The organism is Serpentinimonas barnesii, from assembly GCF_000696225.1.
GTDB classification, from domain to species: Bacteria; Pseudomonadota; Gammaproteobacteria; order Burkholderiales; family Burkholderiaceae_C; genus Serpentinimonas; species Serpentinimonas barnesii.
This window is the reverse complement of the sequence record NZ_BAWN01000019.1, coordinates 67,495-80,248: the sequence shown is the minus strand read 5'-3', so window position 1 is coordinate 80,248 and position 12,754 is coordinate 67,495. Positions and strand designations below refer to the sequence as shown.

Below are 12,754 nucleotides of genomic sequence, written 5' to 3'. Positions count from 1 at the left end.
CCCCGAGGGGGCGCTTCAGTGGCTTCGGGCGGCCGGGCGCCACTGAAATGAACATGCCCCCAAGCTCGCTGCCCCCCGCCAAACCAGCCGCACAGCGCAGCTTTGAGCGGCAACTGCACAAGGTTTTTTTGCTCTACACCGGGGCTTTTTTGCTGTTTGTGGGCTGTCTGGCGCTGCTGGAGCAAATGGGCTTGCCGCGCCATTGGATCGGCATGAGTTTTTTGCTGGGCAACATTTTGGTCTATGCGGCGATCGGCATCATGAGCCGCACCGTCGATCCGGTCGAGTATTACGTGGCCGGGCGGCGGGTGCCGGCGTTTTACAACGGCATGGCCACCAGCGCCGACTGGATGTCGGCTGCCTCCTTTATTGGCTTGGCCGGCACGCTCTATATGCATGGCTACAGCGGGCTGGCCTTTGTGCTGGGCTGGACCGGTGGCTATTGCCTGGTGGCCTTTTTCATGGCGCCCTACCTGCGCCGTTTTGGGCAGTTCACCATCCCCGATTTTCTGGCCGAGCGCTACGGCGGGCTGTGGCCGCGCCTGTTGGGCATCGCAGCCGCCATCCTGTGCTCTTTCGTTTATATCGTGGCGCAAATCTATGGCGTCGGGCTGATCACCTCGCGCCTGACCGGGGTGGCCTTTGAGGTCGGCGTGTTTCTGGGTTTGGGCGGGATTTTGGTCTGCTCCTTTTTGGGCGGCATGCGCGCCGTCACCTGGACCCAGGTGGCGCAGTACATTGTGCTGATCATCGCCTACCTGGTGCCGGTGGTGTGGCTGTCGGTGCAGCAGACCGGCTCGCCCTTGCCGCAACTGGTCTATGGGCAGCAGTTGCAGCAGATCAGCGAGCGCGAGCAGGAGCTGATGCGCGACCCGGCCGAGCTGCAGGTGCGCGCCATCTACCAACAGCGCGCCCAGTTGCTGCAAGAGCGGCTGCAAGACCCGGAGCTGGCGCTGGAGCGCTTGCGGCTGCTGGCGCGCGAGCGGGTGCAGGCGCTGCGCGATTTCAATGCCTCGCCAGCGCTGATTGCCCAAGCCGAGCAGGATTTGGCGGCGCTGCCGCGCGACCCCCGCAGCGCCCGCCTGCTGTGGGAGCGCCAGTTGCAGGAGGCGCAGCAAAAATCCCTGCCGCTGGGCGGCATGCAGCCGCACGCGCAGGCTTTTGCCGGCGACCCCGACGGCAGCCCGGCCGAGCAGCAGGCGTTTCACGAGTCGCGCCTGAACTTTTTGGCGCTGGTGTTTTGCTTGGTGGTGGGCACCGCCGCCTTGCCGCACATCCTGATGCGCTACTACACCGTGCCCGACGCCCGGGCGGCGCGCCAGTCGGTGGCGTGGTCGCTGCTGTTCATCGGGCTGCTCTACGTGAGCGCGCCGGCGCTGGCGGTGATGGTCAAGTTCGAGGTTTTTCACGTGCTGGTGGGCACGCCGTTTGACCAGTTGCCCGACTGGGTGGCGGCTTGGAGCCGCATCGACGCCGAGCTGCTGCGTGTGAGCGACGTGAACCTCGACGGCCTGCTGCAGCTCAATGAAATCAGCATCGGCTCCGACATCATCGTGCTGGCCGCGCCCGAAATCGCCGGACTGCCCTATGTGATTGCGGCGCTGGTGGCGGCGGGTGGGCTGGCGGCGGCGCTCTCAACCGCCGACGGGCTGCTGCTGACCATGGCCAACGCGCTCAGCCACGACCTGTACTACAAAATGATCGACCCGCACGCCTCCACCGCGCGCCGGGTCACGGTCTCCAAGGTGTTGCTGCTGGTGGTGGCGCTGGCGGCGGCCTATGTGGCGGCGCAAAAACCGGCCGATATTTTGTTCATGGTCTCGGCCGCGTTCTCGCTCGCCGGAGCCGCCTTTTTCCCGGCGCTGGTGCTGGGCATCTTCTGGAAGCGCACCACCGGCAGCGCGGCGGTGCTGGGCATGCTCAGCGGCCTTGGGGTCACGCTGTACTACATGATCAGCACCCAGCCGTGGCTGCGTTCGGTCTTTGGTGTCGAGGGGCCGGTCGAGCTGTGGTGGGGGATCGAGCCGATCTCGGCCGGGGTGTTTGGGGTGCCGGTGGGCTTTGCGGTGATGGTGGCCGTGAGCCTGGTGACGCGCCGTCCGCCGCTGCGCGTGCAGGCCCTTGTGGAGCAGGTGCGAAGCGGGTTATAATCCCACGCTTACCTTGCCGCACCCTAGACTGACGCTTGGGGGCGGCTTCATCCTGGTGACAGGAAAAATCCACAAGGAGTGTGCATGCGTCATTTTGAAATCATCATGTTGATCCACCCGGATCAGAGCGAGCAAGTGCCGGCTATGCTGGAGCGCTACAAGGGCATGATCGCCGCTGGCGGTGGTCTGATCCACCGCATCGAAGACTGGGGTCGGCGCCAAATGGCCTACCAGATCAACAAGCTCTCGAAGGCGCACTACCTGTGCATCAACATCGAAGCCAACCAAGCCGTGATGGCCGAGCTCGACCACGCCTTTCGCTTCAACGACGCCGTGTTGCGCCACCTCGTGGTGCAGCGCAAGCAGGCCGACACCGGCCCATCGGCCATGATGCGTTCGGTGGAGCGCGAAGAGTCGCGCAAGGCCAATCAGCAAGAGGCCGCCGCCTAAGTGGCTGCCCGTGGCTGAACCTGCAACCGAAACCCGGAACCCGCACAACCGCCTGCACCTAGAAGCCACCGTGGTGGGGAGCAACCCGCTGCGCTATACCCCGGCTGCCATACCCGTCATCGATGTGCTGCTCGAACACCAGTCTTTGCAGACTGAGTCGGGGCAGCAGCGTCAGGTGGCGTTGCAGCTCAAGGCGGTAGGCTTTGGTGCCATGGCCGAGTCGCTGGCCCGGCTGCCGCTGGGGGTGGTGCTGCAAGCACAGGGCTTTTTGGCCCACACCCGCAACAGCAAGGGGATCGTGTTGCACATTCAAGAATTCAAGCTCATTTAAGGAAGCATTATCATGCCTGCTCCGAAGCGTTTCAATAAAGACAAGCGCCCCAAGCGCAACACCCAGTCGCTGCTGTTCAAGCGCAAAAAATTCTGCCGCTTCACCGTGGCCGGCGTGGTCGAGGTGGACTACAAAGACGTCGACGTGCTGCGCGACTTCATCTCGGAAAACGGCAAGATCACCCCGGCCCGTCTGACCGGAACCCGTGCCATTTACCAGCGTCAGGTGACGACGGCGATCAAGCGCGCGCGCTTTCTTGCCCTGCTGCCGTACTCCGACCAGCACCGCGTCTAAGCGCAAGGAGTCACAATCATGCAAATCATTCTGCTCGACAAAGTCATCAACCTCGGCAACCTGGGCGATGTGGTCAAGGTCAAAGACGGCTATGCCCGCAACTTCCTGATCCCCAACGGGCGCGCCCGCCGGGCTACCCAAGCCGCTGTGGCCGAGTTTCAGGCGCGCCGCGCCGACCTCGAAACGGCTGCTGCGGCCAAGCTCGCCAGCGCCCAAGAGCTGGGCGCCAAGCTCGGCGGTGTGGGCCTGAAGCTGTCGCAAAAAGCCGGTGTCGATGGCCGCCTGTTTGGCTCGGTCACCAACCACGACATTGCCGACGCGCTGGGCCGCCAAGGCTTTGCCGTCAACAAAGCCCAGGTGCGCATGCCCAACGGCCTGCTCAAGAACGTGGGTGACTACACGGTGCAAGTGGCCTTGCACACCGACGTGGTGGTCGATGTCAACGTCAGCGTGCTGGGCGAGACCGCTTAAGGCGGGCTTGTTCAAGCTCGGCGTGATAAAAACCGGCTTCGGCCGGTTTTTTTATGCGCCACGCGCAAAATCAGCGCCTTGAATTTTTCGTAGTCTGACCGCTTTGGAACACCTGCTCGCCATCGACAACGGCACGCAAAGCGTGCGCGCGCTGCTGTTCGACCTGCAAGGCAACTTGGTGGCCAAGTCGCAGGTGCCGCTGACCGGGTATTTTTCGGCCCAACCCGGCTGGGTTGAGCACCCGGTCGAGGGCTACTGGAGCGCCTTGTGCGCCGCTTGTCAGGCGCTGTGGGTCAACTGCCCGGTGCCCAAATCTTCCATCAAAGGGGTGTCGGTCACCACCCAGCGCGGCACCGTCATCAACCTCGACGCCCAGGGCCAGCCGCTGCGCCCGGCCATGGTCTGGCTGGACCAGCGCCGCACCGAGCAGGTGCCGCCCCTGAGCTGGTGGTGGCGCGCCGGCTTTGGGCTGCTGGGGGTGGGCCAGACCATCGACCAGGTGATCGCCCAGGCCGAAGCCAACTGGATTGCCGCCCACCAGCCCGATATCTGGCAGCGCACCGACAAGTTTTTGCTGCTCTCGGGCTACCTGAACCACCGCCTGTGCGGGCAGTTCATCGACTCGACCGGCTCGCAGGTGGGCTACCTGCCGTTCGACTACAAGGCCCAGCGCTGGGCCGCTGCGCTAGACTGGAAATGGCAGGCGCTGGCCCCGATCAAGCGCCACATGTTGCCCGAGCTGGTTCCTCCTGGCACGGTGATGGGTCAAATCAGCGCCGCCGCAGCGGACCAGACCGGCATCCCGGCCGGCTTGCCGCTGCTGGCCGCCGCCGCCGACAAGGCCTGCGAGGTGCTGGGGGCCGGTTGCCTGGACTCGCACATCGGCTGCCTCTCCTATGGCACCACGGCCACCATCAACAGCACCAGCCAGCGCTACGTCGAGGTCAGCCCCTTCATTCCGCCGTATCCGGCGGCGCTGCCGGGCCACTACAGCACCGAGGTGCAGATTTTCCGTGGCTACTGGATGGTGAACTGGTTCAAGGAAGAGTTCGGCCTGCCCGAGCAACTGCGCGCCGCCGAGCAGGGGGTGGCGGTCGAGACGCTGTTCGAGCAACTGGTCGATGCGGTGCCGCCGGGCTCGATGGGGCTGCTGCTGCAACCCTATTGGACGCCGGGTCTGCGTCACCCCGGGCCGGAAGCCCGTGGCGCCATGATTGGTTTCAGCGACGTGCACAACCGGGCCCATTTTTACCGTGCCATTCTGGAGGGCCTGGCTTATGCCCTGCGCCAGGGCAAGGAGCGCATCGAGCAGCGCAGCGGGGTGCCGATCACGGCCTTGCGCGTCTCGGGCGGGGGCTCGCAAAGCGATGCCGCCATGCAGCTAACAGCCGATGTGTTTGGGTTGGAGACCGCGCGCCCGCATGTGTACGAGACTTCGGGCCTGGGGGCGGCGATCGACGCCGCAGTGGGCTTGCGGCTGCACCCCAATTTCGCGTCGGCGATTGCCAGCATGACGCGCATCGGCCGCAGCTTCGAGCCCAATGCCAAGAACCGGCAGATCTACGACGAGCTGTACGCCCGCGTGTATTGCCAGATGTACGAGCGCCTGTTGCCGCTGTACCGCGAGATTCAGGACATCACGACCCAAGTGGCGCAGGCTGGCGCCAAGGCGCAGCAGCACCGCCCAGTCAGCCAGCCGCCGCAGCGCTAGAGGGCGAATCTGGTACGGGCTACCACAGGCGCCACCAAGGGGCGCGTTCGGCTTGCGCGCCTTGGCCCAGGAAGGCGCTTTGCGGGAAGTTGAGCGCCAGCACGCGGCGCGCATCAGCGGCCAAGTCGTTCATGCCCAGCGCTTGGTAGGAGCGGTATTTGAGGTAGAGCGCTTCTTCGGCGGCCGGTACGCCCTGGAAGTCGGTCAGCGCCACCTGGGCCCGGTTGATGGCCGCCACGTAGGCGCCACGGCCAAAGTAGTAGCGCGCCACGTTGACTTCGGATTGGGCCAGCGAATTGACGATGTGCGCCAGACGCAATTGGGCATCGGGGGCGTAGCGCGATTGCGGGAAGCGATCAACCAGTTCGCGAAAGGCCTCGAACGATTGACGGGCCGCGCGCTGGTCGCGTTCCGACAGGTCGACATTGGCCAGGAAGCCCAAAAAGCCGAGGTTGTCCTGGAAGTTGACCAAGCCCTTGAGGTAGAGCGCGTAGTCCAGCGCCGGGCTGGCTGGGTGCAGGCGCATGAACCGGTCCAGCGTGGCGATGGCTTGCGCCTGTTCACCGGCGCGGTAGTGGGCAAAGGCTTTTTCGAGCTGCGCTTGCTGCGCCAGCACGGTGCCGGCGGCGCGGCCCTCGAGGCGCTCGAACAGCGTGATGGCGCGCTCGAAGTTGCCCCGGTCGCGCTCGGCCACGGCCTCGGCGTGCAGTCGGTTGGGGCTCCAGTCGGCGGTGGGGTCGGCCGTTGGGCCGCTGGCGCAGGCGCTCAGCAGCACGACCGCAGCGGCCAGCGCCGCAAAGGATCGGCCTGCACGGGCTCGCGCCGGGGCGAGAGCGGATAATCGGCTCAGAAACATCGTGTGCATACCTTCGCGTAGCAGGACCAAAGATTGACGAAACCCATTATATCGACGCCGCCCCATCTGCTGGCTGGCGCAGCCCTCGACCCGGCCGGCTGGCCCGGCGAGCGTGAGCCTGCGGGGGCGCTGCCAGCGCCATCCGAAGAAGAGGCCGACGACACCCCCGATGCGCTTGAATGCCGCCAGTGGGAGGCAGAAATCGGCGAACACGGCCAACGCATCGACCGGGTGCTGGCGGCGCGTCTGCCGGCGCTGTCCAGGGCGTGGCTGCAAAACCTGATCGGGCAGGGGGCCTTGCAGCTCAATGGCAGCCTGTGCCAGAAACCGGCCCACAAGGTGCGCCTGGGCGACCGCATCGAGATCGAGTTGCGCCCCACCGCCCAGGCCAGCGCCTTTGTGCCCGAGCCCATGGCGCTGCAACCGGTGTACGAAGACGCGCACCTGCTGGTGCTCGACAAGCCGGTGGGTTTGGTGGTGCATCCGGCGGCCGGGCATTGGGGCGGCACCTTGCTCAATGGCTTGCTGGCCCACCACGCCGGGGCGACGATGTTGCCGCGCGCCGGCATCGTGCACCGGCTCGACAAGGACACCAGTGGCCTGATGGTGGTGGCCAAGACGCAGGCCTGCTTTGATGCCTTGGTGCGCCAAATCGCCCTGCGCCAGGTGCATCGGGTCTATCTCGCGCTGGTGCATGGGGCGTGGCGGCACGGGCCCGAGCACGCGATCGAGCAACCGATCGGGCGCGATCCGCGCCAGCGCCTGCGCATGGCCGTCCTCGGCGCCGAGCACTCGGGCGGCAAGCCGGCGCTGACGCATGTGCGGCCGCTGGCGGTGGGCAGCCAAAGCAGCTTGCTGGGCTGTAAGCTGCACACCGGCCGCACGCACCAGATTCGGGTGCACCTGGCTTGGTCGGGGCACGCGCTGGTGGCCGATCCGCTCTACGGCGGCCCGCCCGCGCTGGGCTTGCAGCGTCAGGCCTTGCACGCGCACCAGTTGGCCTTGCGCCACCCCCACAGCGGGCAGTGGATGCACTGGCACAGCCCGGCCCCGCCCGATATGGTGCAGGCCCTGGAAGCAGCGGGGCTGCACTACAATCCAGCACCGTTGTGGGCGCTCGACACCGAGCCGACTGCCATCGACGATTGATCGGGACGCTGTGGCCATGAACCCTGTCGCTCTGCCCCTGCTGCTGGAAGCGGTGCTGCTGTGTGCCCCCGAGCCGGTCTCGCTGCAGCAGCTCGGCAGCGTGTTCGAGGGCGAGGTGGAGCCGGCGGCGCTGGAGGCCGCTTTGCACGGCTTGCAGCAACACTGGTCCGAGCGCGGGCTGGAGCTGGTCCAGGTGGGGCCGGGTTGGTGTTTTCGCAGCCGCGCGGTGGTGCAGCCTTACCTTGAGCGCCTGCACCCCGAAAAGCCGCCCAAATACAGCCGCGCCGTGCTCGAAACCTTGGCCATCGTGGCTTATCGACAGCCTGTCACGCGCGGCGAAATGGAAGATTTGCGCGGTGTCAGCATCCACAGTGGGATTTTGAAACAACTCGAAGCGCGGGGCTGGATTGAAGTGGTGGGGCAGCGCCAAACGCCCGGCCGGCCCGCCCTGTACGCCACCACGCCCCAGTTTTTGCGCGACCTTGCCCTGCCGTCCTTGGCCGAACTGCCCTTGGTGCCCGTGGCCGGTGAGCCGATGCGTGGGTCGCAAGAAGCACCGGCGCCTAGGTTGCCGGGTTTTGCGCCGCCACCCGGCCGCCCCGTCGCCCCGCCCACGCCACCCCTTTAATGCCGCCATCCGAATGAGCCCTCCCGTGAACCGCAAAGCCCCCTCCACCCGCCCAACCCGACCGGCTGCGCCAGCCGCCGCGCCGCGGCCGCAAGCCCGCTCCGCCGCCCCCGCCCGGCCCGCACGCCGCCCGGCCCAAACCACGCAAGCCGAGCTGCAAGGGGGCATTCAAGCGGCCACCGAAGCAGCTTCCGAAGCGGCCGCCGCACCCACGCCTGCTCCAGACGCCGCTGCGGTGGGCTTCGAGGCCGTGGTCTCGGGCGCCTTCGATGCCGATTTGCAGTTGTCACCCGCGCCCGACGCGCCCGCGCAGCCCTCCAAGCGGGTGCTAGAGCCCGAGGCCGAAGCACCCAAGCTGCACAAGGTGTTGGCGCAAGCCGGGTTGGGTTCCCGGCTGGAGATGGAGCGCCTGATCGCCCAAGGCCAGATCACGGTCAACGGCGAGCCGGCCCATGTGGGGCAACGCATCCAGCAAGGCGACGCCATCCGCATCGATGGGCGCCCGATCAAGCTGCGCATCGCGCCGCCGCCGCCGCGCGTGCTGGCCTATCACAAGCCAGCCGGCGAGGTGGTGACGCACGACGACCCGCAAAACCGACCCACCGTGTTTCGCAACCTGCCGCGCCTGTACAGCGGCAAGTGGCAGTCGGTCGGGCGGCTCGACATCAACACCGAGGGGCTGCTGCTGCTGACCAGTTCGGGCGAGCTGGCGCATTTGCTGATGCACCCCAGCTTTGGACTGCAGCGCGAATACGCGGTGCGCGTGCTGGGCGCCTTGAGCCTAGAGGAAAAGCAAAAGCTGCTTGACGGGGTGCAGCTCGACGACGGCCCGGCGCAATTTCAGACGCTCGAAGAGGGCGGCGGCGACGGCGCCAACTGCTGGTACCGGGTGACGATCGCCGAAGGCCGCAACCGCGAGGTGCGGCGCATGTTCGAGTCGCTCGGGCACGCGGTCAGCCGCCTGATCCGCATCCGCTACGGGGCCGTGACGCTGCCACGCGGCTTGCGCCGGGGCGTCTGGATGGAACTCGATGCGCGCGACGTGGCGCGCCTGACCGAGGCCACGGGCATGGACCGCACGCTGGAATCGCGCGCGCGCCAGTTCCAGCCCCCGGCGCCGCCCAAGCGCCAGCCCTCAAGGGGCCGCAGCCAGGGGCCGCGCCCGAGCGCGCCCAAACTGGTCGATGGCGCCCCCATGCCGCGCAGCACCGGCCGCACCCGCGCCGGCGGGCCCAGCCAAGGCCCCAAGCGTGGGGCTGCGCGCGGCCCCAAACCCGGTGCCCCACGCTGAGAGCGGGTTAGAATCACGGGCTTAATTCAACCCACCCTCAGATTTTCCTTTCAGGATACCCAATCCCATGGCCATTGAGCGCACCCTCTCCATCATCAAGCCCGACGCCGTCGCCAAAAACGTGATCGGCCAGATCTACAGCCGCTTCGAAGCCGCTGGCCTCAAAATCGTCGCCGCCAAACTGGTGCAGCTCTCGCGCGCCGAAGCCGAGCAGTTCTACGGCGTGCACCGCGCGCGCCCCTTCTTCAAAGACCTGGTGGACTTCATGGTCTCGGGCCCGGTCATGATCCAGGTGCTCGAAGGCGAAGACGCCATCGCCAAGAACCGCGACCTGATGGGCGCCACCGACCCGAAAAAGGCCGCCCCCGGCACCATCCGCGCCGACTTTGCCGACAGCATCGACGCCAACGCCGTGCACGGCTCCGACGGCCCCGAGACCGCAGCCGCCGAAGTGGCTTTCTTCTTCGCCGGCCTCAACGTCTACACCCGCTGACCATGCAATGACGGCCAATTTGCTCGGTTTCGACCTCGACGGGTTGGCCGCCTTTTGCGAGCGGCTGGGGGAAAAGCGCTTTCGCGCGGTGCAGCTGCTGCGCTGGATCCACCAGCGCGGCGAATCGCGCTTTTCCGAAATGAGCGACCTGGCGCGCAGCCTGCGTGACAAGCTGCCCAGCCTGTGCGAAGTGCGCGCGCTGCCGGTGCTGGCGCAGCACGAATCGGCCGACGGCACCATCAAGTGGTTGTTCGACGTGGGCGACGGCAACGCGGTCGAGACCGTCTTCATCCCCGAAGAGGGTCGCGGCACGCTGTGCATCTCCTCGCAAGCCGGTTGCGCCGTGGGCTGCCGCTTTTGCAGCACCGGCGCCCAGGGTTTTAGCCGCAACCTGAGCACGGCCGAAATTGTGGCCCAACTCTGGTTTGCCGAACACTTTCTGCGCCGCCACCTAGGCCACAACGAGCGCGGTTTGAGCGAGCGCGTGATCAGCAATGTGGTGCTCATGGGCATGGGCGAGCCACTGCAAAACTACGCCGCGCTGCTGCCCGCGCTGCGCCTGATGCTCGACGACCACGGCTACGGCCTGTCGCGCCGGCGCGTCACGGTTTCGACCTCGGGTGTGGTGCCGATGATCGAGCGCCTGGCCGCCGACTGCCCGGTGGCGCTGGCGGTGTCGCTGCACGCCCCCACCGACGCGCTGCGCGACGATCTGGTGCCGCTGAACCGCAAATACCCCATCGCCGAGCTGCTCGACGCCTGTCTGGCTTATCTGCCCCACGCCCCGCGCGACTTCATCACTTTCGAATACTGCATGCTCGACGGCGTCAACGACCAAGACGCCCACGCCGAGCAACTGATTGCGCTGCTGCAAGGGCACCGCGGCCAAGGCGTGCCGTGCAAGGTCAACCTGATTCCCTTCAACCCCTTTCCCGCCTCTGGCCTGAGCTGCTCCAGCCGGGTTCGGGTGCTGGCTTTTGGGCAGCGGCTCAACGCCGCGGGCATTGTCACCACGGTGCGCAAGACGCGCGGCGACGACATCGACGCTGCCTGCGGCCAACTGGCCGGCGAGGTGCTGGACCGCACCGGGGTCTCTGGGCGCCGGGAGCCGCAAACGGCCTTGGCCAGCCCACAGCCTGTGATTTGGCGCAAGCCGCACGAGAAGGTGTCATGATTAGTCGAACCATTGCGCTTTGGCGAACCGGTCTGGTGCTGGGTTTGTGCCTGGGGTTGTGGGCCTGTGCCAGCGCACCGGGCGGCGATGCCAGCCAGCAGCCGCTGACGGTGGGCACCACCGAGCCCACTGATGGGCAGCGCCGGGCCCAGATCCGGCTCGAACTGGCGGCGGCCTTTCTGGAAAACAACCAGCCCGCCGTGGCGCTGGAAGAGGCCAACCGCGCCGTGCAGGCCGACCCCAACTTGGCGGCGGCGCACAACCTGCGCGGCCTGGTGCTGATGCAGCTCAACGAGTTCGCGCTGGCCGAGCAGAGTTTGCAGCAGGCCTTGCGGCTGGCGCCGCGCGACGGCGACAGTTGGCACAACCTCGGTTGGTTGCACTGCCAGCAGCAGCGCTTTGCCGAAGCCACCCAGGCCTTTGACCGCGCCTTGCAAACGCCCCAGTATCAAGGGGCCGGGCGCACCTGGATGCTGCGCGGGGTGTGCCAGGCCCGGGCCGGGCAAATGCAAGCAGCCGAGCAAAGCCTGATGCGCGCTTTTGAAATCGAACCCGGCAACCCGATTACGCTCTACAACCTGGCAGCCATGCTGCACCAGCGTGGAAACAGCGAGCGCGCCCGCTTTTACCTGCGCCGCCTCAACAACTCCGAAGCAGCCAATGCCGAATCGCTCTGGTTGGGCGTAAAAATTGAAAACCGCTTGCAAAACCGCGATGTAGCGCAGCAACTGGGGCGTCAGTTGCAGCGCCGCTTCCCCGATTCGCGCCAAGCCAATGCCTACGAACGAGGGGCTTTCGATGAATGAGCTGCGCGCCGAACCAGCCGCCGCCGATGCGGGCAGCGCCACCGCTGCCACCGCTGCGCCGATTTTGACCTTGCGCCAGGCGCGCGAGCGTGCTGGGGTGCATGCAGCGGCCTTGGCGGCGACGCTCAAAGTGCCGCTGCGCCAGCTCGAAGCGCTGGAGTCTGGGCGCTACGACGAGTTGCCCGACCTGACCTTTGCTCGCACCCTGGCCTTGAGCGTGTGCCGCCAGCTCAAGGTCGATCCGGGCCCGGTGCTGGCCCAAATGCCCATGGCCGGCCAGGTGCGGCTGGGTGAATCCGAAACCGCCCTGCACACGCCCATGCCGCAGGAGGGGGCTTCGGTCTTGGCGCGCGCCGTGGCGGCGCCGGTGCAAACGCTGTCTGTGCCGGTAGCGCTGGCCGTGCTGATGTTGGTGGTGGCCTTGTTGCTGTGGTTTTGGTTGCCGCAGCAACCCGAGCCGGCGCCACTCGCACAGCCTGCACCGCTGGCAGAACCCGCAGCGCCCCCGCTGGCGGGTGGCCCCGATGCGGCGGCGCCGGCTGCAGCCTTGCCGGTGCCGAGCCCGCTGACCGCAGCCCTGCCTGACCCGGGCCCAAGCGCACCCCCCTTGCTGCCCACCCCAGCCGAGCCGGTGCCGCCCCCCGTGCCCGCACCGGCTTCAGCGCCACCCACCCCCGTTGCGGCCGCCGCGGTCACACCCACGACCGCCACCGCCGCGCCGCTGCTCCTGCGCGCGCAGCAAAACGCCTGGGTGCAAGTCACCGGGGCTTCGGGCCGGGTGCTGCTGCAGCGCCACCTGCAAGCCGGCGAAGCGCTTGGTTTCGCCGACGACCTGCCGCTGCAAGTGGTGATCGGGCGCGCCGACGCGGTCGAGGTTTCGGTGCGCGGCCAAGTCCAAGACATGGCCCCGCACAGCCGCAACAACGTGGCCCGCCTGCAAGTGAGGTGAT

The 12,754-nt window shown here is 67.0% G+C and carries 14 protein-coding genes; 13 read left to right on the top strand and 1 reads right to left on the bottom strand.

Features of this window, described 5'->3' with window-relative positions; translation table 11 throughout:
- Positions 1–47 precede the first annotated feature (47 nt).
- From SRAH_RS06455 to SRAH_RS06430, 6 genes are all read left to right on the top strand, one after another.
- Positions 48–2,150: a sodium:solute symporter family protein gene (locus tag SRAH_RS06455; RefSeq protein WP_232841003.1), complete on the top strand. Its 2,103-nt coding sequence runs from the start codon at positions 48–50 to the stop codon at positions 2,148–2,150.
- Between the two features lie 84 nt (positions 2,151–2,234).
- A complete protein-coding gene (gene rpsF / locus SRAH_RS06450) occupies positions 2,235–2,600 on the top strand; it encodes a 30S ribosomal protein S6 (protein WP_029462532.1) in 366 nt (121 codons plus the stop codon).
- A gap of 10 nt (positions 2,601–2,610) precedes the next feature.
- The gene (gene priB, locus SRAH_RS06445) at positions 2,611–2,931 is read left to right on the top strand and encodes a primosomal replication protein N (protein WP_045476437.1); all 321 of its coding nucleotides are present in this window, start codon (positions 2,611–2,613) and stop codon (positions 2,929–2,931) included.
- Positions 2,932–2,943: 12 nt separating this feature from the next.
- Positions 2,944–3,225, top strand: a complete 282-nt coding sequence (gene rpsR / locus SRAH_RS06440) for a 30S ribosomal protein S18 (protein WP_029462530.1) — start codon at positions 2,944–2,946, stop codon at positions 3,223–3,225.
- Positions 3,226–3,243: 18 nt separating this feature from the next.
- Positions 3,244–3,696 (top strand): 50S ribosomal protein L9, encoded by a 453-nt coding sequence (rplI, locus tag SRAH_RS06435; RefSeq protein ID WP_029462529.1) that lies wholly within the window; start codon positions 3,244–3,246, stop codon positions 3,694–3,696.
- Positions 3,697–3,799: 103 nt separating this feature from the next.
- A complete protein-coding gene (locus SRAH_RS06430; protein WP_232841002.1) occupies positions 3,800–5,407 on the top strand; it encodes an FGGY-family carbohydrate kinase in 1,608 nt (535 codons plus the stop codon).
- Positions 5,408–5,426: 19 nt separating this feature from the next.
- Here SRAH_RS06430 and SRAH_RS06425 read toward each other — a convergent pair whose 3' ends face one another.
- Positions 5,427–6,263, bottom strand: coding sequence for an outer membrane protein assembly factor BamD (locus SRAH_RS06425; RefSeq protein WP_029462527.1), 837 nt, complete (start codon positions 6,261–6,263; stop codon positions 5,427–5,429).
- A gap of 33 nt (positions 6,264–6,296) precedes the next feature.
- Between SRAH_RS06425 and SRAH_RS06420 the strand changes: the two genes are divergently transcribed.
- The 7 genes from SRAH_RS06420 to SRAH_RS06390 all read left to right on the top strand — a co-directional run bounded on the left by SRAH_RS06420 (position 6,297) and on the right by SRAH_RS06390 (position 12,753).
- Complete coding sequence (locus SRAH_RS06420) at positions 6,297–7,412, top strand: RluA family pseudouridine synthase (protein WP_232841001.1); 1,116 nt, start codon at positions 6,297–6,299, stop codon at positions 7,410–7,412.
- A 16-nt stretch (positions 7,413–7,428) separates the two neighbouring features.
- Entirely contained in the window at positions 7,429–8,040 is a 612-nt protein-coding gene (gene scpB, locus SRAH_RS06415; protein WP_076606995.1) for an SMC-Scp complex subunit ScpB, read from the top strand.
- 13 nt (positions 8,041–8,053) lie between these two features.
- Positions 8,054–9,331, top strand: a complete 1,278-nt coding sequence (locus SRAH_RS06410) for a pseudouridine synthase (RefSeq protein ID WP_082210097.1) — start codon at positions 8,054–8,056, stop codon at positions 9,329–9,331.
- A gap of 67 nt (positions 9,332–9,398) precedes the next feature.
- Entirely contained in the window at positions 9,399–9,824 is a 426-nt protein-coding gene (gene ndk, locus SRAH_RS06405) for a nucleoside-diphosphate kinase (protein WP_029462523.1), read from the top strand.
- Positions 9,825–9,831: 7 nt separating this feature from the next.
- Entirely contained in the window at positions 9,832–10,998 is a 1,167-nt protein-coding gene (gene rlmN, locus SRAH_RS06400) for a dual-specificity RNA methyltransferase RlmN (RefSeq protein WP_029462522.1), read from the top strand.
- Positions 10,995–11,804 carry a type IV pilus biogenesis/stability protein PilW gene (gene pilW, locus SRAH_RS06395; protein ID WP_029462521.1) on the top strand — a complete coding sequence of 270 codons (810 nt, stop codon included), beginning with the start codon at positions 10,995–10,997 and terminating at the stop codon, positions 11,802–11,804. Before rlmN ends, pilW begins: the two co-directional genes overlap by 4 nt.
- On the top strand, positions 11,797–12,753 hold the full coding sequence (locus SRAH_RS06390; RefSeq protein WP_029462520.1) for a helix-turn-helix domain-containing protein: 957 nt from the start codon (positions 11,797–11,799) through the stop codon (positions 12,751–12,753). Before pilW ends, SRAH_RS06390 begins: the two co-directional genes overlap by 8 nt.
- The last annotated feature ends 1 nt before the right edge of the window (position 12,754 follow it).

What these genes read in the sequence shown, in the direction of transcription:
- rpsF (WP_029462532.1), top strand. Translation starts at nt 2,235, where the DNA reads ATGCGTCATTTTGAAATCATCATGTTGATCCACCCGGATCAGAGCGAG.
- SRAH_RS06455 (WP_232841003.1), top strand. Translation starts at nt 48, where the DNA reads ATGAACATGCCCCCAAGCTCGCTGCCCCCCGCCAAACCAGCCGCACAG.
- SRAH_RS06410 (WP_082210097.1), top strand. Translation starts at nt 8,054, where the DNA reads ATGAGCCCTCCCGTGAACCGCAAAGCCCCCTCCACCCGCCCAACCCGA.
- rpsR (WP_029462530.1), top strand. Translation starts at nt 2,944, where the DNA reads ATGCCTGCTCCGAAGCGTTTCAATAAAGACAAGCGCCCCAAGCGCAAC.
- rplI (WP_029462529.1), top strand. Translation starts at nt 3,244, where the DNA reads ATGCAAATCATTCTGCTCGACAAAGTCATCAACCTCGGCAACCTGGGC.
- pilW (WP_029462521.1), top strand. Translation starts at nt 10,995, where the DNA reads ATGATTAGTCGAACCATTGCGCTTTGGCGAACCGGTCTGGTGCTGGGT.
- SRAH_RS06425 (WP_029462527.1), bottom strand. Translation starts at nt 6,263, where the DNA reads ATGTTTCTGAGCCGATTATCCGCTCTCGCCCCGGCGCGAGCCCGTGCA.
- ndk (WP_029462523.1), top strand. Translation starts at nt 9,399, where the DNA reads ATGGCCATTGAGCGCACCCTCTCCATCATCAAGCCCGACGCCGTCGCC.
- scpB (WP_076606995.1), top strand. Translation starts at nt 7,429, where the DNA reads ATGAACCCTGTCGCTCTGCCCCTGCTGCTGGAAGCGGTGCTGCTGTGT.
- rlmN (WP_029462522.1), top strand. Translation starts at nt 9,832, where the DNA reads ATGACGGCCAATTTGCTCGGTTTCGACCTCGACGGGTTGGCCGCCTTT.
- SRAH_RS06390 (WP_029462520.1), top strand. Translation starts at nt 11,797, where the DNA reads ATGAATGAGCTGCGCGCCGAACCAGCCGCCGCCGATGCGGGCAGCGCC.